Origin of the sequence: Psychrobacter sp. PAMC 21119, assembly GCF_000247495.1 — a bacterium.
Taxonomy (GTDB): domain Bacteria; phylum Pseudomonadota; class Gammaproteobacteria; order Pseudomonadales; family Moraxellaceae; genus Psychrobacter; species Psychrobacter glaciei.
Map to the genome: position 1 here is coordinate 89,673 of NZ_AHVZ01000041.1, position 20,601 is coordinate 110,273.

The window sequence follows — 20,601 nt, forward strand, 5'->3', positions numbered from 1 at the left end:
TGTGTTGTCGTATTTTAAATACGATGGTTATGATGCTGTAAATACAATCGGTATATCAATATTTCCCTCTACTGCCCTTCCTTTTCTCAAAAAAGGCTTGAAACGAGCCTTCTTAAGCTCTCTAGAAAAAGCATCGTCTATCTTTTTTATACCACTACTCTCAATCACTTTTACATTTCTGATACTACCTTGCTTATCAACGCGCAATGAAAAAAACATTTTTAAGTCCCTTCTATCACAAGGTCTAATAATATTCCCATCTTGGTCGTACGAACAATGAGTGAGATATTTATTCAGATAGGCTGGTATATTTTCAAATTTTGGCGGTCTTCGCCAGCTAGCATCTTGGGTAGAGAGCTGAATAACAGGTTCAGGATTCGATAAATCAACCAGCTCTGCTTGTGCAGGCGTTATACTCGCTGTTATCGTAAGCAATGCAAACAAAGTGGTTAACAGACCATAAGCACCGATAGATTTTATGTTGGTGAGAAAATGAGAAGCTGTCTTGTTGGAAGCTATGTGATTAAGAGCGAACTTGGTATTTCGTTTACGAATCATTATAAAAGTCTTTTATTTAAGTCATTAAAAAGTGCCACGCTATGAGACATATAACGTAGCACATTTTTAGATTTTAAAATAAAATTATTCGATAAAAGTTAACTTTTAAACAATTATTACGCTTTATTTGGTCTCGTTAAATAGCTCACGACCAACTAGCATACGGCGGATTTCACTGGTACCTGCTCCAATTTCATATAACTTAGCATCACGCCAGTAGCGACCAAGTGGATACTCATTGGTATAGCCATTACCACCAAATATTTGAATGCCTTCGCCTGCCATCCAAGTGGCTTTTTCGGCACACCATAGAATCACACTGGCACAATCTTTACGTACTTCTCGACTATGACCGGCACCGCGCGCGTCCAACATATCGAGATTTTTGCCGACGGTGTACAAAAAGCTGCGACCTGCTTGCAGTATCGTATACATGTCTGCAACTTTACCTTGAATAAGCTGAAACTCACCGATGGCTTGACCGAACTGCTTACGATCATGAATATAAGGCACGACATTGTCCATCACTGCTTGCATGATACCGATAGGGCCTGCAGCCAATACGGCGCGCTCATAATCTAGGCCACTCATCAGTACCTTAACGCCTTCATTGAGCCCGCCCAAGATATTTTCGCTTGGCACGGTCAAATTGTTGAAGGTCATCTCACCAGTGTGGCTACCACGCATGCCTAATTTATCGAGCTTTTGCGCTGTGCCGAAACCTTCCATGCCTTTTTCCACGATAAAGGCCGTCATGCCTTTGCCGCCTAGCTCTGGATTGGTCTTCGCATAGACCACCATCACATCAGCATCAGGACCATTGGTGATCCACATTTTAGTGCCGTTCAACACGTAGCTGCCGTCTTTCTCTTCGGCTCTGAGCTTCATACTGACCACATCTGAGCCAGCGCCCGTCTCACTCATTGCCAATGCACCGATGAACTCACCGCTGATCAACTTAGGTAGATATTTTTGCTTTTGTGCTTCACTACCATTACGTTTGATTTGGTTGATACATAGGTTCGAGTGTGCGCCATAGCTCAACGCGACCGATGCCGAAGCACGGCTAATCTCTTCCATCGCGACCATGTGTGCGACGTAGCCCATATTAGAACCGCCGTACTCTTCAGGAACAGTAATACCGTGTAGGCCGATATCACCCATCTTTTGCCACAGATCCATAGGGAACTCATCGCTGCTATCAATCTCGGCAGCACGTGGGGCGATTTCATTGGCCGCAAACTGCTGTACCATATCACGTAGCGCATCAATATCTTCGCCAAGCTGAAAATTCAATCCAGGTAAACTCATAACTATTCCTTGTGTTTTGATGCTTTTAAATTTCGGATTTTAATCTGTTTTTTAAAGCCACTGTAACTATATTTTTGAGGTCATAGTCAATTCAATGTGAAAGTATGACAAGGCAACCGAGTGTCAATGTATATTGAATACTTCAAACGAGGTTAACGCTATCATACTTTTATAGTGGATTGACTACTCTAATTAAGACTGACGTTTATTGATTAAAGCACGTGCCACGTTCGAGCCATTTGGACGCTTTAAGAACTCACTAATATGTTCACCTGCCACGACCAATTTATCCAAATCGATGCCTGTACTGATACCCATACCATGCAGCATATATACCACATCTTCGGTCGCCACGTTACCTGTTGCGCCTTTGGCATAAGGACAGCCACCCAGTCCAGCCACTGAGGTATCAAATTCACTGACACCCATTTGTAGTGCGGCTAAGGTATTGCTCAATGCTTGGCCATAAGTGTCATGAAAGTGACCTGATAGCATAGAGATATCAGCATATTCTAATGCAGCTTGTATCGCGCGCTGCACTTTGATCGGCGTACCAACACCGATGGTATCGGCAATGCCAATTTGCTCTGAGCCAATCTCAACCAAACGCTTGGTCACATACGCTACTTGGCTTGGGTCAATGTCGCCTTCATAAGGACAGCCAACCGTACAAGAGATAACGCCACGGACTTTGATGCCCTGCGCTTTTGCAGCGGCAGCCACTGGCGCAAAACGCTCAATACTCTCGTCAATACTACAATTGATATTTTTTTGGCTAAAGGTTTCACTTGCTGAGCCGAAAATAACGATTTCGTCAGGACGGCACAAAATGGCATTTTCAAAGCCGCGCATATTGGGCACTAGCACTGAATAGCAAACCTCCGTCTGCCGCGTAGACGCTAGCGCGTCAAGCAGCGCGCTGTTATCACCCATTTGTGGCACCCACTTTGGCGAGACAAAGCTTGTTGCTTCTAGCTTTCTAACACCGGCCGCAATCAAATCGTTGATAAGCGTTTGCTTAACCTCAGTCGGCACCGTCGTTGATTCGTTTTGTAGTCCATCACGCGGACTGACATCAACGATTCTGACGTGCTCTGGATATGAATGGCTTGGATACGAATGGCTCATGCTTTTCGTCCTTATTGTTACTTACCTATTATTAAGCTCTGTCAGCTATTCGCTTTCCGTATCAATACGTAATAACTCGTCACCATCAGCGACTAAATCACCTGCTACAAATAGCAATTCTGCTACCACACCGTCTGTCGGTGCAGTAATTGTATGCTCAATTTTCATGGCTTCAATGACTGCTAACGGCTCGCCTTTTTTCACGGTATCACCAACTGCTACTTTAAAGGCCACTACTTGTCCTGGCATCGGTGATTTTAAACTACCGACTGCTGCAGACTCCTCGCCTACATTCGCCATGATATCAACAAGCGTAATCTCATCACGACCACTGTCTGTGAACACATAAACGGTCTCATTATGCACCCAGCTTTGCGCGCTAGTACGTGCACCATCCAACCATAACGTATGATTGTGTTCGTCACTGCTGGCATAGCTCACTTGGCCTTCATAAACTGTTTCGGTCTGAGCAGCTACGTTAATATTGCTATTACCCTGCGTGTTAGCGATTTCTTTTTCAATAACGAGCGTAAAGCTGCTTGAATGGTCACTGCCTTTTTTGCTGTCTGAACAACTTGCATTGTGCCAGTTGCTCATGCGGGCAGTATAAGCACTCTCATCATAAACCAAGCTGAATGAGCGAGTGTAATCATTATAAGCACGGAAGCCAGTAGGTTTACTAAATGGATCGATATCTGACTCTTGCGTTGCCATCTCGCTCGCAAGCTGCTGAGTAATGGCAGTTACAGCAAGCGTCGACAATCCAAGAGGGTGCTGATCAAACAGCTTATCCTGCTCACGCTCTATCAATGCGGTATCGAGATTGGCTTTGCTAAAAGATGCTGTATTTAAAATATAGCGTAAAAATGCCGCGTTATTCGGCAAACCGACGATACGCGTTTGGGCAAGTGCTCGATCGAGCTTGGCTAACGCTTGCTCTCGAGTCGGCGCATGAACGATAAGCTTGGCAATCATAGAGTCATAAAATTGGCTAATCACATCGCCTTCGCGCACGCCATCATCGATACGCACGCCAGTACCATTTTTATCAATCATAAAGGTGCTGTGTTCAGGTTTTTGATACGTAAACAACGTACCTGTCGCTGGCAAGAAGCTATTGTCAGGATTTTCGGCACAGATGCGTGCTTCAATTGCATGGCCGTTGATTGTCAGATCGTCTTGGTTTTTTGGCAATGGCTGACCTGCCGCGACCAACAGCTGCCACTCGACCAAATCGACACCAGTAATGGCTTCACTGACTGGATGCTCAACCTGCAACCGCGTATTCATCTCCATGAAATAAAAATTCATAGAATCTTCGCGCTGCTCAACGATAAACTCGACCGTGCCTGCGCCGACATAATCGACCGCACGAGCCGCTTCAATAGCAGCGGTTCCCATCGCTTCACGCATCGCAATATCAACACCCGGTGCAGGTGCTTCTTCTAATACTTTTTGATGACGACGCTGTACGGAACAATCACGCTCGAATAAATGCACATAGTTGCCATGCGTATCACCAAATACTTGGATTTCGATATGGCGCGGTTTTAAGGCGTATTTTTCAATCAACACTTTATCATCACCAAAGCTAGTAATGGCTTCACGGCGACATGAGTCTAACAAGTCAATAAAATCGCTGCTTTGCTCCACGATACGCATGCCTTTACCGCCGCCACCTGCACTGGCTTTAATCAAGACAGGATAGCCAATGCTATCGGCTTGCTGCTGCAAAAATTCTGCATCTTGATTGTCACCGTGATAGCCCGGTATTAATGGCACGCCAGCTGTTTCCATCAAACGCTTGGATTCAGACTTGCCGCCCATGGCACGGATAGCATCAGCCGATGGACCGATAAAGACCAAGCCAGCATCTTGACAGGCTTGCGCAAAGTCAGCATTTTCACTTAAAAATCCATAACCCGGATGAATCGCTTGTGCGCCAGTCTCAAGCGCTATCGCAATAATCGCATCACCTTTTAGATAGCTGTCTTTTGGTGCTGAACCACCCAAATAGATTGCTTCATCACAGACAGCGACATGCTTAGCACTACGATCCGCATCAGAATAAACAGCGACGGTGCTGACACCCAGACGCTTGGCAGTCGCGGCTACTCGACAGGCAATTTCACCACGGTTGGCAATTAGAATTTTAGAAAACATGACTATCCTTATCGTTTAAGCTATAACTTGCAAAATTGTAGAAAGTTAATAATGACGTTATTATTTTTTTAACTCTTTAGATATCATTTGGAATATTTAAGTTTTAAGCTTTGCTAGAAAAAATTTTAGTATTTAGGATAAAAATTGCAATATGGCTTTAAAGTCAGGTAACGTATCGAAATTATTAGACTCTGTATCAATGCTATGCCAACTAGACTTTGAACTTAAGCAGAAATTGGCAACGACTTCTACAGCAACCAAATTCCTATCAAACTCTAATAAGCCCACGGGTATCCAGTAGTATTTATCTGCAAATGAATTGGGAACAGGGCATCCACAGTTGGTGCAAAAGTGCGAGCTAAATCCTGTATTTTTTTGCCAATTTTTTATAGTATCGTGCTTTAACCATCTGAAATGGCTTGCTTCGATAATAGTTGCTGAATTAGAACTTGAACCTGACTGTTTTTTGCATAATGAACAATGACATTGATAAATCTTAAAAGGGTCGGTTCGTATCTCGCTAGAAAACTGAACATCACCACACAAACATTTTCCTAACATTATATTGTCACCTTTTCGGACATCGCTTAACTCTTAAAAAGCTTATGATTATCTAAACGACTTTTTCTTGTTGTAAAAGCTGCTAGTATTAATTGAATGTGGCTTATAACGCGTTTTGGCATACTACAGCGACCAATCAGGTTTACGTTTTTGCAAAAAGGCTTGTACCCCTTCTTTGCCTTGCTTTGATGAGCGGATATCAGCGATACCTTTGACCGTGTCGGCAATCAGTTCATCTGTAATAGGCGCACCAGCGACATCGTGTAATAGCTGCTTGCAGGTTTTGACTGCATCAGGGCTGTTTTTAACGACTTTGCTACAGAACGCCGCCACTTCATCGCCCAACCACTCTTCACTAACACGCTCATGGATAAAGCCAAGCTGACGTGCTTTTTTGGCATCAAATACTTCAGCACTTAAGAAGTAACGCTGCGAGGCTCTAGTACCCAGTGCTCTGATGACATAAGGGCTAATCGTTGCAGGGGCTAAGCCTAAACGCACTTCGCTTAGGCAGAAATTTGCAATCTTAACGGCAATAGCCACATCACAAACAGCGACCAGACCCATGCCACCGGCATAGACATCACCTTGAATAGCCGCAACTGTTGGCTTTGGGCATTCGTAAATAGTTTTGAGCATTTGCGCTAATTTGTCGGCGTCCGCTAGGTTTTCTTCATAACTATAATCTGCCATGGCACGCATCCAATTCAAATCAGCACCTGCACAAAAGGCCTTGCCAGCAGCGGCTAGCACAATGACACGTACCTCATCATCAGCACCAAGCGTACTGAATGCATCAGTCAGCTCAGCAATCATTTCATCGTTGAAAGCATTACGTATCTCAGGACGATTCAATGTCACCGTCGCCACATGCTGCTCAACGCTGACCAACAGGCTTTTATAATTATTAGTATTTTTTAATTTCGCTTCTTTCATAGCTTTCTCTGTGTTCCTATTTGTAAATGTTTATGTAAATATTTAGCCCAACGTTTGGGCCATTCATAATAACGCCCATATAAGAAAGTAAGATGTCAAAACCCGATGCCGCGATATAATCACATTAAAAAAATTGTCGCACCACCATCTTATTACGAGCAGACCTTGGAGCGCTTACATTCTAAAAACCCCAAATGTCGTCTCTTCAATCGGCGCGTTATATGCAGCGCTTAGTCCTAATGCCAATACATGACGGGTATCAGCAGGATCAATCACGCCATCGTCCCATAGACGTGCGGTGGCATAATATGGGTGACCTTGCTTTTCATACATATCGAGAATCGGTGCTTTAAATGCCGCCTCATCATCATCACTCCACGCCTCGCCTTTACGATCAAAATTGTCACGCTTGACCGTTGCCAATACTGATGCTGCTTGCTCGCCGCCCATCACCGAGATGCGCGCATTTGGCCACATCCATAAAAAGCGCGGACTATAAGCACGACCACACATGCCGTAGTTACCAGCACCGAATGAGCCACCGACGATGACCGTGAATTTCGGTACTTTCGCATTGGCGACTGCCATCACCATTTTGGCACCATGACGCGCAATGCCTTCGTTTTCATATTTGCGACCGACCATAAAGCCAGTGATGTTTTGCAAAAATACTAATGGGATTTTGCGTTTACAGCATAGCTCAATAAAGTGCGTGCCTTTCTGCGCTGACTCACTAAATAAGATGCCATTGTTGGCGATGATACCGATTGGCAGCCCTTCAATATGAGCGAATCCACAGACTAGTGTCGTACCAAAGCGTGATTTAAATTCATCAAAAGCACTGTCATCGACGATACGAGCAATGATTTCTTTGATATCAAATGGCTTACGCTTATCGGTTGGAATGACGCCATATAGCTCTTTGGCATCATAGCGTGGTGGACGCGGCTTGATTTGATTGGGCACTTGCTTCGCAGGACGATTTAGATGGCTAACAATATTGCGCGCAATTGACAGCGCATGGGTATCGCTCTGTGCTAAGTGATCGACGACCCCTGACAGACGGGTATGCACATCGCCGCCGCCCAAGTCTTCAGCAGTGACTTCTTCGCCTGTCGCCGCTTTGACCAGTGGTGGACCACCCAAAAAGATGGTGCCTTGGTCTTTGACAATAATAGACTCATCACTCATCGCTGGCACATAAGCCCCGCCAGCCGTACAGCTGCCCATGACCACAGCAATCTGAGGAATACCTGCCGCACTCATATTGGCCTGATTAAAGAAGATGCGACCAAAGTGCTCTTTGTCAGGAAACACGTCATCTTGATTGGGTAAGTTAGCACCGCCTGAATCCACCAAATAGACACAAGGCAAGTTATTTTCTTGCGCGATTTCTTGCGCGCGTAGATGTTTTTTGACCGTCATTGGATAGTAAGTACCACCCTTTACCGTGGCATCATTACAAACAATCATACACTCGGTGCCATTAATACGACCGATACCCGCAATCACGCCCGCCGCTGGAATCTCTTCGCCATACATATCGTGCGCTGCCATCGGTGCCACTTCTAAAAATGGCGTACCCACATCGAGCAAACGCTCAACACGCTCACGAGGCAAGAGTTTGCCACGGGCTAAATGCTTGGCACGGGCACGCTCTGAACCGCCTTGCACGACTTTACGCAAGTGACCATATAAGTCATCGACCACCGCTTGCATGGCGGCACTGTTTTGCTGAAAATCGCTTGAGTTTGGACTCAGTTTACTGGTTATGATAGCGCTCATGACATCCCTTTTTCTTTAATGCGTAAATGCGAGTGGCTTTTTTATTTTATGCTTTATTTTAGCTTTTACTCATATATCTTATTCATAAAATAACAGATAAGAATGGTTAAATTTCTACAAACCCAGCTCTTCTTTCATCTGCTCAATAATTTTATATTTCTGAATCTTTCCAGTGATGGTCATCGGATATTCAGTGACAAAGCGATAATAAGTCGGCACCTTATAATGGGCAATATGCTCGCTACAGAACTCGCGAACTTCCTCTTCCGTCAAGCTGTCTGCTTCTTTAGGGATAATCCAAGCCGCGAGTACTTCACCATACTTTTTGTCGGGAATTCCGACGATTTGCACATCACGAATCTTTGGATGACGATAGAGATAGTTTTCGATTTCTACTGGATAGATATTCTCTCCGCCGCGAATGACCATGTCTTTACTACGACCAACAATTTTTACGTAGCCATCTTCATCCATCGTTGCCAAATCACCTGTATGCATCCAACCATCTTGAATAGCAGCGCGGGTTTTGAAGCGACTGCCCCAATAGCCTTTCATCACTGAATAACCACGTGTAAACAGTTCGCCTGTCTCGCCCAAGGCTACAGTCTCACCCGTTTCCGTATTGACGACTTTGACCTCAAGCGCAGGCTGTACTAAACCAACAGTCGATACTTGCTTATCAAGCGGCGTGTGTTCATTGGTCTGGCAAGATACGGGACTGGTCTCTGTCATACCGTAAGCGATGGTGACTTCGCTCATGTGCATCTTATCAATGACGCGGCGCATGACTTCAATCGGACAGCTAGAGCCTGCCATAATGCCTGTACGTAAGGTCGATAAATCAAAGTTTTCAAACTCAGGATGGTCAAGCTCTGCGATAAACATTGTTGGCACGCCATGCAGACCCGTACATTTCTCTTCTTCGACTGCTTGCAAGACTGTTAATGGCTCAAAGCCATCGTTTGGATAAACGATACAACCGCCATGCGTGAGAATCGCTAAGTTACCAAGCACCATACCAAAGCAATGATACAACGGCACTGGAATGCACAGTCTATCCTCTTCAGTGAGATTCATGGCCTCACCAATGAAGTAACCGTTATTTAGGATGTTACGATGGCTTAAGGTAGCGCCTTTTGGTGTGCCTGTAGTACCACTGGTGAACTGCACATTAATGGCATCGGTATTTTTGAGTTGGGCTTGACGCTCTGCAACACGCGGATCGTTGGCATCGCCTTCTGCCATCCATGCGGAGAATTTCTGCATAAAACCAAACTCTTCATCAGATGCTGGCTCATCAATCCAAATGATACGCTCAATCGTCGGTATCTCGACCAAATCAAGCTGGGTATAGTCTTTATGATAAATCTCAGGACATAGCTCACGAATCAGACTGGCGTAATCACTGCTTTTGAAGTGACGCATGAGCACAAGCGCTGAGCAGCCCAATTTATTCAAGGCATATTGCAGCTCAAAGGTACGGTAGGCAGGATTGATATTTACAAGGATAACACCGACTTTCGCCGTGGCCAATTGCATCAATAACCATTCAGCATTATTGTGTGACCAAATGCCGATACGATCGCCGATCTCAAGCCCCATCTCAATCATGCTACTGGCTAGCTGATTGACTTGCTGTTGTAGTTCACGATATGTCCAGCGGATGTTTTGATGGCGTACGACCAGTGCTTCGCGCTCAGGATATTTGGAGACAATGGCATCAAAAAAGTCGCCTATTGTCGCTTCGATCAGCGGTACATCAGGACCTTTGTCATAGCTTTGAGTAAGTGGTGCATTTGCTGAGCGTACACCCATGTTGATACTAGGAATATTATTTAAAATAGCATCGAAATCAACGTGAGTCGCATCCAAATTAGAATTCTGAGTCATAACGAGTCCTTTCGTTTTACTTTTTATAGTATTTATAGATAGTACTTATTTATAGCTTGCGAGCAAACCCTCTTCCTTGATCAGGCTTTACATAGCATTGAGCTACTATAACGCCATAAATGAAAGCCTGTCAACAATATCAATACAATACGTATCATTTAATTAGTCATGTAACATACTTGCTTAGAAAAAGATAACATAAAATCATGGCAAGTTTTTGACACAAAAAAGCCAGCCACGTAATACGTAATATGGCTGGCTTGGCGATCAAGATGGTCTTTAAAGAATCTTTGATAACAGTTTCTTAAAAAAAATTCTTATAGAACACCTTTTATAAAGTACATATTAATGCCTATTTCCTAAAAGACCGCATATCAATCGTTATGCCTTAGGAACTGCAGGCGCTTTGATCGTTACCGTTGCGCTAACGGCTTCATTATCATCGAGCAAATCCATGATGAGCTCATCATCACTTTCTGTCTTGACCTGCCAATTACCAGTCGCTTGTGGCACACCTGTCACCATGACGGAGATTGCTTTGTTTTTCAGGCGAATCATGGGCGGTTTATGATCGTAGCCATTATGATCTAGACCCAACACATCATCAGCAATGGTAGCAGCCTGAGCGCGTAATGGGGCGACATAGCGACACGGCACGCCATCGATAGACATACAGTCACCAATCGCATAAATATTGGCTGTACTGGTACGCAAGGTCGGCGCATCCACCACGATACCAGTGCGACGGTCAAAATCGACACCAGCTGCGGTAGGCAGTTTATCATCGACGGTCAGACCTGTACTGGCAATCACATGATCCACGATGAGCGGTTCGATTGGCTCAGCAGTACTGCTGTCTGTCGCTGATACTAGCGCCTCATAACTGACCTGCAGTTTTCCATCACTGATACGAGTAATAGCAGATACCTGATACCCTCCTAAAAAGTTAATCCCTTGCGACTTAACTGCTTGGGCAATACGAGCCGTTGCTTTTGGCGGTAGCATTTGTGATAGCGGCGCATCGTTTAAATCAATGAGCGTCACTTGATGACCTGCTTTTAGTAAGTCCTCTGCAATCTCCGTCCCAACCATGCCTGCACCGACGATGGCAACGTGCTGACTGCCCGTTGCTAAATTTTCTTGCAGCTGTCCAAAGCGCTCAATATGATTGACGTGCCAGACCAAATCCTCTGGCAAGCTTTTTGGGAAAATAGGATGCGCACCCATCGCCAGTACTAACTTACCATAACTGATCGTGGCATAATCCGTGTTGGCTGGATCTGAGCGCTGTGCAGAGACCAGTTGCAGCTGTTGAGTGGTCGTGTCAACATCCGTTACTTGCGTGTTGGCTAGTAGCTTAATATTTGCAGCTTCTGCGGCATCAACACCCGTTGCTCTTACCAAGTCTGCAGCACTTTTCCTTTGGCTAATCGCCATGGTCAGCATTGGCTTATGATAACGATCGCCGCTATCAGCCGTTACCAAAGTAATCGGAATATCTGTGTCTTTTGCACGAATGGCATCAATCACATGCCAGCCTGCCAAACCTGCACCAATAATGACAATACCTTTAGATGACGTAACAGGTGCTACTGATGGATTTTCTACACTCATATGAACTCCAATACGGTTTATGAATTATTTTAATTATCAAAAACATTGATCGCTATTGTATCAGTAAACAGCCATGCACTCACCTATCCAACAACTCACTTATTCAATATCGAACTCCATGCGATGTGCTGTTGCACGCATAGTGTCACTATCTATTAATTTTTTGACACAGTATAGACTTGCATGGATACCTGCACTTATCCCCGCTGATGTAATAATATTACATGTATCGTCACTGGCATCTACAAAACGAGTATCAGAGATAACATTAATGCTAGGATAAGATGCCAGATTGTCCAGATCCATCCAGTGCGTGGTGGCTGACCTACCAGCCAGCAAACCTGCCTTGGCCAATAGTAAAGCTCCTGTACACACTGAAAGTGTCAGCTCTGCCAAGTTTGCTTGAGTGATGATCCAGTCAATCACTACCTTATTATGTATTTCTATTTTTTCAGCACCATAACCACCAGGGATTATTAATACATCAATGTCTGGATGGTTGGTAAAATTATAATCAGGAATAACTTGTAGGCCATTCCTAGCAGATATTGGCGCTTGGTTCTCAGCTATAGTGATAACGTCAAAATACTTATTGTTAGCAGCATTTTCAGCTAACGAAAACACCTCAAAAGGTCCTGCAAAGTCTAATACCTCTACTTCATTGAACAGTAGTATGCCAACAGTTCGCTTTAACATCATAGTCAATCCTAATTAAGTTGATATCATTAAGTAAAATTAAATTTATTTGATTAATCAGATGTACCATTTCATCTGCCTTTGCCGTTTGCGATTTCTCTAATCCTGCGACTATTTCAGCGACTTTATAGCCTCAAAGTCTTCCTCTTTAAATGTTTTGGGGGTGAACATCATAGGCTCCAAGTCGTTTTTCAAATAGCTATACAAAAGAAACTGAATACAAAGCGCCCTATTAAAGATAGCGTTTAACTGTCTTTAATAAGGCGCTTTGTATAACCATTAGCAGTGGAAAGAAAAATAAGTTTTAGAACATGTCTTTATGTTAGAAACAACGCTATAGATAATCGTAAATCAGAATCTATTTAATGATTGAGAATCTTTGATAAGAACTGCTGTGCACGCTCACTTTTCGCGCCTTCAAAAAACTCATCCTTACTACAGTTTTCAACGATATGGCCTTCATCCATAAAGATAATACGATTGGCCACCTGACTGGCAAAGCCCATTTCGTGGGTCACACACATCATCGTCATACCATCACGAGTCAGCTCTACCATGACATCAAGCACTTCTTGAATCATCTCAGGATCAAGTGCTGAGGTTGGCTCATCGAACAACATCGCTATGGGATCCATCGCGAGCGCACGAGCAATTGCAACTCGCTGCTGTTGACCACCTGATAGTTCCGCAGGATATTTATTGGCTTGAACCGTTAGGCCGACGCGATCTAGATATGCCATCGCCTTTTTCTTGGCCTCGCTCTCTTTACGACCCAATACTTTAATTTGCGCGACCATTAAATTATCGATGATGGTCAAGTGAGGAAATAGCTCAAAATGCTGAAACACCATGCCGACACGGCTACGTAGCTTCGGTAAGTTGGTTTTTGGATCACCGACAGAGATGCCGTTGACCATGATATTGCCTTTTTGAAATGGCTCAAGTCCATTTACGGTCTTAATCAAGGTTGATTTACCGCTACCCGATGGACCACAGACCACAACGACATCGCCTTTGTGGACATGAGCGGTACAGTCAGTCAGTACCTGAAAGTCGCCGTACCACTTGCTAACGCTATCTATCTCAACGACCATCTCACTGCTAGCATGACCACTATTTGTGACCAGTCCACCAAAGTCATTTGTAAACGTTTTAGCATCATTCATCATTGGCTCCTAGCCTTATTCTTACTCTTGCCCAATTGCATTCAGTCAAAATATAGTCAATCCTCTATAAAAGAATGACAGCGTTAACCTCGCTTGAAGTATTACATATACATCTGCACTCGGTTGCCTTGTCTCTCTTTTAAATTGAATCAACTATACATTAATAACAAATGCCGTTAAATTTTGAAAGAATTAGAGCCAATCACATGCGATCAGACAATTATGCATTGCTCGACTCTTACTCTTAGAAAGCCTTTATTAAAACCTTAACCTTTTCTGTACGCGTTGTACGCCTACCGAAGCCGCCAAGCTCAAGACAAAATATACAGCGCCAGCGCCTAAGATATAAGGTGTTAATAGACCCATTAGCTCACCACGAACGTAGGCTGCGCGGAAAAAGTCTGTCAAACCAATAGCGAAAACCAACGTCGTATCTTGGAATAAGATAATACATTGCTGCAAAATCAATGGCAGCATCTTGCGGAAGGCTTGTGGCAAAATCACCAGACGCATCGTTTGTCCATAAGTCATGCCTAACGCTTTAGCAGCATTCACCTGACCACTACCGATAGACTGAATACCCGCACGGACGACTTCTGAGAAGTAAGCCGCTTCGAACATCATAAACGCGACAACACAAGAGGCAAAGGCAGCATCTAGTTGTAGATACTTACCCGCTGCCCAAAAATAAATCATCGGAACGGCAAAATAGAACCACAGTAGCACCAACAGTAATGGTACGGATCTAAAATAATTAACATATAGCTTGGCGGGAATCTCTAATGCTTTGATACCTGATAAGCGCATGAGCGCCAATACAGTACCTAAGCTGATACCACCGATAATAGCCAAAAACAGGACTTTTAGCGTGGTAATCATGCCACCCATTAAGCCTGGATACGCGGTCGCAAGTTCGGTCATCATACTCATTTCTGACTCCCTGCGATAAGCCCTGGTACTCTTAATTTACGCTCGATCAGACCCATAATAGCGATTAGCGAGAGATTAAAGACGAGGTAGATAATCGTCGCATAAGTATAAATCTCAAGGCTATTCTGTGTGTATTCGCTGATGGTTTTGGTTTGACTGATGAGCTCCATGACGCCGACTAATGAGGCGACAGAGGCATTCTTAAAACAGTTGGTCAGCTCAGAGCTAAGCGGCGGTAAGATAATACGGAACGCTTGTGGTAGCAGTACTTGCTTGTAAGCTTGTGGAATAGTGAAGCCTAGCGCATAAGCCGCGTTTATCTGTCCTTGTGGTAATGACTCAATACCGGTGCGCACTTGCTCGACAATACGAGCTGCTGTAAACAGTCCTAAACCAATACTGGCGGAGAGCATAGCGGATGTATTCGGTGATAGATCTCTAAACCACCATTCTTGTAGTGCTGGTGTCAACCAACCAGGAGCCACATAAAACCAAAAAAATAGCTGCACAAGCAGCGGAATATTACGAAAAAAGGTCACATAAGCGGTGCCAATGCGACGAGCTGTTTTGTTAGGTAAGGTACGCATAATACCGAAGACAGTACCGACGACCATCGCGATGGTCCAAGCAATACTACCAATCAGTAATAACCAGCCAAGACCAGTAATCATCCAGTGGATATACAGCTCGTTGCCAATACCCGTATGCTCAAAGAGCACACCCCAGTTCCAGCTATAATTCATGATTGTCTCTCCGAACAGCGATTGAAAAACTTACGTGTCAGATGGACGATGAGTCCGATCTGAACACGTAAGCAAGCTAGATTGAAGGACAAATACTACTGTGCAACTGCTACTTTAGGCTGATCGCTATCATGTGGATTGGCGATAAGTGCTTTTAGGTTGTCTGACATCTCAAAGTTCAAGTTGACGTTCTTTGGTGGAATTGGGTTTAGGAACCACTTGTCATAGATGCTATTGATTTCGCCTGAGCTAAAGGTTTTGTTCAGCGCGTCGTTTACGACTGTTTTGAATTCAGGATCATCCTTACGCATCATGCAACCATAAATCTCAAAAGATTGCGGCGTACCAACGATGACCCATTCATCAGGATTCTTAGCTTTGGCTTTTTCGCCTGCTAGCAATACATCATCCATCATAAAAGCATCAGCACGGCCACTCTCTAGCATCAAGAAACCTTCGCCATGATCTTTAGCAGAGATGATATCGGTATCCATCTTTTTCTCGTCATTGTACTGACGAATATAACGCTCTGAAGTCGTACCAGCAGTAGTCACCAGTCGCTTACCTTTTAGGTCTTCAAAGTCATTGATACCAGAATCTGCTTTGGTCAATAGACGTGTGCCAATCTCAAAGAAACCATTAGAGAAAGCCACTTGCTCTTGACGCTCGACGTTATTGGTTGTTGAACCACACTCGAAGTCGACCGTGCCGTTTTGAACCAAAGGAATACGAGTTTGTGAGGTGATCAGGTTATAACGAACTTCTAGATCTGGCATGTTGAGTTTTTCTTTAATACCCTCAACCACTTTCATCTCTAGATCATGTGCATAGCCCATAGGTTGGTTAGGATCATCGGCAACATATGAAAAAGGAATAGAAGAGTCACGATAGCCGACCACGATAGTGCCAGAATCTTTAATTTTTTGTAGCGTACCGTTCATAGTCTCTGAAGTCGCTGCATCATCTGCTGGCGCGTCAGTGCTGGTTTGGCTGCTGTTATTACAGCCTGTTAGGCCCAATGCCATTAACACAGCTAAAGTCAACGGTTTGGAAAATGAGTAGGTCATGAAATACATCCTTTTATCACAAGATTAAATGAGTGCTTGGACGACATAGGTCTGGCTGACCTGACTGCCCCGCATCCGTACGGTTGTTGCTATTGTTTAACACAATGCAACTTAATGTTACTGTACAACAAATTCACGGTAGAGGGTGATTTTTTTTTGAGGGAAGTGTTATTTTGAAATCTATTTATTTTTTGGTTGAAACTCGATGGCTCACAGCTATTACAGCACCACAGAGGTTCACAGATATCTGACGAACCTATAAGGGCACTTATCGATCACTATTACCCATAAGTGATAAAACAGTATGGTAACTATGATTGATAAATCAGCAGTAATCCCCATAAAGCTAACAACTTCTTAATACTATAAATGACTTATGACACAAGATACTCAAGTCCCAAATACGGACAGCCAAACTGCTGGCAATCATAATGACAACGACGTACGCCAACGTTTTTTTATTGAAGATTCGCCTGTACGCGGTGATGTGGTACGCCTATCACGCAGCTATGCGAGCACGATTGCCCAAAAGCCCTATCCTGAAGCCATTAAACGCCTATTGGGCGAGATGTTGACGGCAGCGAGTTTGCTGATCAGTACGGTCAAAATCAATGGTCGCCTCTCTATTCAGTTGCAATCATCAGACAGCGATAGCTTGCTGAATTGGGCGATGGCAGAATGCGATCAAGACGGTATCATCCGTGCGCTTGCCAGCTGGAAGGGCGAGACTGATGAGCAAGTGCAAGCTTGGGATGATATGACCCATGCCAAAGAAGCGTTTGCTGAGCTGGGCGCGACTGGACAAGGCGTGTTGTTTATCAACATTCAGCCTGAGGGCGGCGAGCCATATCAAGGTATCGTCGAGCGTAGCCATGACAATTTGGCAGACTGCTTGGCACATTATCAGAAGCAATCTGCACAGATTCCGACGTTGATTAACCTCGCATCTGACGGCTTGCAAGCGGGCGGTATATTGGTACAAATGCTACCGCGTACGGCTGAAGAAACGGCTGAAGTCGAGCAAAATGAAGATGCTGGTATTGATGATGATTTATGGACGCGTCTGAGCGTTTTGACACGAACAGTCAAGCCAGAAGAGCTGACGACGCTGGATGCCAACGAGATTCTTTATCGCTTGTATCACGAAGAAAACATCGTAGCACCCGACCCTGCTCCCCTAGCATTTGGTTGCACCTGCTCGCGCGAAAAATGCGAGATGGCAATCGAACAAATCGGTGAAGCAGAGGCTTTAGACATCGTCGAAGAGCAAAACGGTACGTTTGAAATGGATTGCGGATTTTGCGGTGAAGTCTATAAGTTCAATAAAGATGATGTAGCAGCGATATTCGCTGAGTAAGTTTTCTTACTTACTATAAATCAGTGTTTATAAAAAACCCTCAAGTATCATGCTTGAGGGTTTTTGTTTTTAAATGAAAGCTTTATTAAACCAGATTATTTTCTAGTTTCATTGCTATAATCAATTATAGATAACTTGATTAAGATGAGCTAGAACAATGAACTATAAGAAGATAGATTGGGCAGTAATTTGTACCGTTATATGGATAATTTTTTGGCTAGCTCTTCTAATGAAAGGTTTTGATAGTGTTGAAGGATTTGGCGGATTAGGTGCCTTCTTATCAGGAATTTTTGCGCCGCTTGCTCTGCTGTGGTTTTATAAAAGCTATCAAATACAAAGCAACGAATTAAAATTGCAGCGAGAAGAGCTAACTTTACAACGTAAAGCATTAGAGCAATCAGTGTTAGCTCAAGAAGGCTCAGAGACAGCTTTAAAGGAACAATCTGAAGCTATGAAAGCTCAACTATCTATTATTGAAAAACAGCTAGAAATTACTGAATATCAGTTCAAAACAGCAATTGAAGAAAAAAATATTAATAGACCCAAATTTTTTGTAGAAGTAACTGATATACAGCTTGGTCAGATATGTGACAGCAATCTTAATCGTAAGAATATTCAAATCACCATAGAATATTTAAATAAAAGGGGAAAGGCCGACATTAGAGATATCGAATGTATGGTCTTAAGACAAAACCATATCAACTCCCCAATTGCTAAATTTTTAGAACAACAAATTTTCATAGTTACATGGAATGCAAATAACCTTACAATCAACTCTAACTTTTCATTACATGATTTGGCACATGAACAAATTATGTTAGGAAACTATGTCCAAGAGAGTAAAGACACAGGCAAACTTGTATATGTAATGAGAAAAATACTAATGGATATATTAATACTTTGCCAGCTTTCAATTTACTACGATTCAATACGTACAGGTATGGGAGTTGAAAAATATAACTTTTATGTTTTTAATCAGGCAATAATTCTTTCAAAGAGTAGCACTCAGACTATATCAATGCCGTAATTATTGGATGAAAATTATAAGGCAGAATAGTTTTAAAAAAATAGAACCTACACTGCCACATCTAAACTTCTAGGGTAAGAATATATGCGCGTTCTACCAGCATAGTCACTTCGTCCATTATCGAGCAACCATTCAACGACTTGCTCGCGCACCCTTCTACTATGAATTAGGTTCATATGATTGACGCCATAAAATATTGCTTTGTGACCGTCTGGTACAAATAGCGCATGCTCGGCATCATCCTCGCCCAGCGCTGATGCGACCGACACTAGACTATCCCCTAGCAAATCTGTCACTTTAGACTCGTAATGCGTCTCGATCAAAGCACTGGCGACAAAATAGGTTTTGATACCACTTGGCAACCGTGCAGGGTGGCGAAAGTCTTGCGGCAGCACATTACGACCTTCTAGAGAATTCCAGTCAGCATCACGAATACTGCCGTGACGCAGATCAATGATACCGGCACTACGCATATCACCAAGCTTGGCAAGCGAGCCTGCAAATGGTAGCTTGGCGATGATGTCTTGCACATAATTACCAATACGCTCCAGCACGGCGCCATGATGCGGCGAGCCTAGCGTGATGAGATTGCCCACTCGTTTTATCCAGTCTAGGCGCTCTTGCTCGCCATAAAACAGCGCGCTACGAGAGACCAAGCCGCCCATACTATGACCGATCAAATCTATCTGACTGATATTGGGGTTATTGTCGACCAAATCTTGTAATAATTGACAGAATTTACGACCGCTGCGTGAGATACGTCTGCCTGTATTGTAGTCCAAGTACAACACTGTCGTATCAGGCTGACTGGTATGAATGGCCACGCCTAAGTCATTACTTTCTTGAGCTTGCCAGCTTAAGTGACTCATACATAGACCATGGCACAAAATAGCGACACGCCCTGATAGCGTTTCGCGTTGTAGATTGCCGTCTCTGTCGTATAACACCATCGGAACAGCAAGCGCATTGTCATTATTAACGAGGTGATCACCCATGACGCCATTGATGATATTGACCAATTTCTTTAAAGAATCTGGCAATGGTCGTGAGCTTTTTTGATCGATCGCCCTTTTATAGATGCGTAGTACTGATGCGAGATTATTACCAACCATCAGCATAATATGGCGTATCGTCCCATAAATGCGTCCAGTGATACCACGTTGCCAATTGTTAACATTGCCTTCGTTAAAACGCCCTAGAGGACGCAAAATAACCTCACGGTGGATGGCTTCTACGATGTCAGTGACTTCAACCACACCCATCGTCGCCAGCTGGGCTAAGCCCTCAAAAAAATCAGCCAGAGAGACAGGCTCACGCAGCGTCGTCACATTATTATCATCTGCCAACAATTTGACCAGCTCATCGACATCGATGGCTTCAAGTTGATCTATTTGCTCGTACAAATCACCGTGCAGCGGCGGCATGCTATCGTCTGAGACAAAATGCGCCTCAAGTTCATGACGGCTGCGGGCATTACTGTAAGCGCTATCAGGGATAACACTGTCAGCATAAGATAAATTTGGACGATTCATAATATTGAAACATTCAGCAAAGGGGATAGTTTTACATACTATCCTTTAAATGAGACAAATAGAAGGGAAATGATTTGACTTTCGGGTACGTTTCTTAGCAAATAACTTAATAATTTTATAGAGATAAGCCTTAGATG

General features: G+C 43.7%; 17 protein-coding genes. 2 read left to right on the forward strand and 15 right to left on the reverse strand.

Annotated features, from left to right (window positions below; translation table 11 throughout):
* Nucleotides 1-27 precede the first annotated feature (27 nt).
* The 14 genes from RH96_RS13835 to RH96_RS13895 all read right to left on the reverse strand — a co-directional run bounded on the left by RH96_RS13835 (nt 28) and on the right by RH96_RS13895 (nt 16,548).
* Complete coding sequence (locus RH96_RS13835; RefSeq protein WP_010201816.1) at nt 28-558, reverse strand: energy transducer TonB; 531 nt, start codon at nt 556-558, stop codon at nt 28-30.
* A gap of 123 nt (nt 559-681) precedes the next feature.
* Complete coding sequence (locus RH96_RS13840) at nt 682-1,869, reverse strand: isovaleryl-CoA dehydrogenase (RefSeq protein WP_010201817.1); 1,188 nt, start codon at nt 1,867-1,869, stop codon at nt 682-684.
* Nucleotides 1,870-2,061: 192 nt separating this feature from the next.
* Entirely contained in the window at nt 2,062-2,997 is a 936-nt protein-coding gene (locus tag RH96_RS13845; RefSeq protein ID WP_010201818.1) for a hydroxymethylglutaryl-CoA lyase, read from the reverse strand.
* A gap of 45 nt (nt 2,998-3,042) precedes the next feature.
* On the reverse strand, nt 3,043-5,160 hold the full coding sequence (locus RH96_RS13850) for an acetyl/propionyl/methylcrotonyl-CoA carboxylase subunit alpha (RefSeq protein ID WP_010201819.1): 2,118 nt from the start codon (nt 5,158-5,160) through the stop codon (nt 3,043-3,045).
* 132 nt (nt 5,161-5,292) lie between these two features.
* Nucleotides 5,293-5,721 carry a GFA family protein gene (locus tag RH96_RS14875; protein WP_010201820.1) on the reverse strand — a complete coding sequence of 143 codons (429 nt, stop codon included), beginning with the start codon at nt 5,719-5,721 and terminating at the stop codon, nt 5,293-5,295.
* Nucleotides 5,722-5,844: 123 nt separating this feature from the next.
* Nucleotides 5,845-6,657: an enoyl-CoA hydratase/isomerase family protein gene (locus RH96_RS13855; RefSeq protein WP_010201822.1), complete on the reverse strand. Its 813-nt coding sequence runs from the start codon at nt 6,655-6,657 to the stop codon at nt 5,845-5,847.
* A 174-nt stretch (nt 6,658-6,831) separates the two neighbouring features.
* Entirely contained in the window at nt 6,832-8,442 is a 1,611-nt protein-coding gene (locus RH96_RS13860) for a carboxyl transferase domain-containing protein (RefSeq protein ID WP_010201824.1), read from the reverse strand.
* Nucleotides 8,443-8,556: 114 nt separating this feature from the next.
* A complete protein-coding gene (locus RH96_RS13865; protein ID WP_010201827.1) occupies nt 8,557-10,332 on the reverse strand; it encodes an AMP-binding protein in 1,776 nt (591 codons plus the stop codon).
* Between the two features lie 381 nt (nt 10,333-10,713).
* Nucleotides 10,714-11,946, reverse strand: a complete 1,233-nt coding sequence (locus tag RH96_RS13870) for an FAD-dependent oxidoreductase (protein ID WP_010201829.1) — start codon at nt 11,944-11,946, stop codon at nt 10,714-10,716.
* A 99-nt stretch (nt 11,947-12,045) separates the two neighbouring features.
* Nucleotides 12,046-12,645, reverse strand: a complete 600-nt coding sequence (locus RH96_RS13875; RefSeq protein WP_037033744.1) for a DJ-1/PfpI family protein — start codon at nt 12,643-12,645, stop codon at nt 12,046-12,048.
* 359 nt (nt 12,646-13,004) lie between these two features.
* On the reverse strand, nt 13,005-13,736 hold the full coding sequence (locus RH96_RS13880; RefSeq protein WP_037033768.1) for an amino acid ABC transporter ATP-binding protein: 732 nt from the start codon (nt 13,734-13,736) through the stop codon (nt 13,005-13,007).
* Nucleotides 13,737-14,066: 330 nt separating this feature from the next.
* A complete protein-coding gene (locus RH96_RS13885) occupies nt 14,067-14,738 on the reverse strand; it encodes an ABC transporter permease subunit (RefSeq protein WP_010201838.1) in 672 nt (223 codons plus the stop codon).
* On the reverse strand, nt 14,735-15,481 hold the full coding sequence (locus RH96_RS13890) for an amino acid ABC transporter permease (protein ID WP_010201841.1): 747 nt from the start codon (nt 15,479-15,481) through the stop codon (nt 14,735-14,737). Before RH96_RS13890 ends, RH96_RS13885 begins: the two co-directional genes overlap by 4 nt.
* A 95-nt stretch (nt 15,482-15,576) precedes the next feature.
* Nucleotides 15,577-16,548, reverse strand: coding sequence for a glutamate/aspartate ABC transporter substrate-binding protein (locus RH96_RS13895; protein WP_010201843.1), 972 nt, complete (start codon nt 16,546-16,548; stop codon nt 15,577-15,579).
* A 376-nt stretch (nt 16,549-16,924) separates the two neighbouring features.
* Here RH96_RS13895 and RH96_RS13900 point away from each other — a divergent pair, with 376 nt between their 5' ends.
* Both RH96_RS13900 and RH96_RS13905 read left to right on the forward strand, forming a co-directional pair.
* Entirely contained in the window at nt 16,925-17,905 is a 981-nt protein-coding gene (locus RH96_RS13900; RefSeq protein WP_010201844.1) for an Hsp33 family molecular chaperone HslO, read from the forward strand.
* 157 nt (nt 17,906-18,062) lie between these two features.
* Nucleotides 18,063-18,932 (forward strand): hypothetical protein, encoded by an 870-nt coding sequence (locus tag RH96_RS13905; protein ID WP_010201846.1) that lies wholly within the window; start codon nt 18,063-18,065, stop codon nt 18,930-18,932.
* Between the two features lie 47 nt (nt 18,933-18,979).
* On the opposite strand, the gene RH96_RS13910 is transcribed toward RH96_RS13905, so the two are convergent.
* The gene (locus tag RH96_RS13910; protein ID WP_010201849.1) at nt 18,980-20,464 is read right to left on the reverse strand and encodes an esterase/lipase family protein; all 1,485 of its coding nucleotides are present in this window, start codon (nt 20,462-20,464) and stop codon (nt 18,980-18,982) included.
* Nucleotides 20,465-20,601 lie beyond the last annotated feature (137 nt).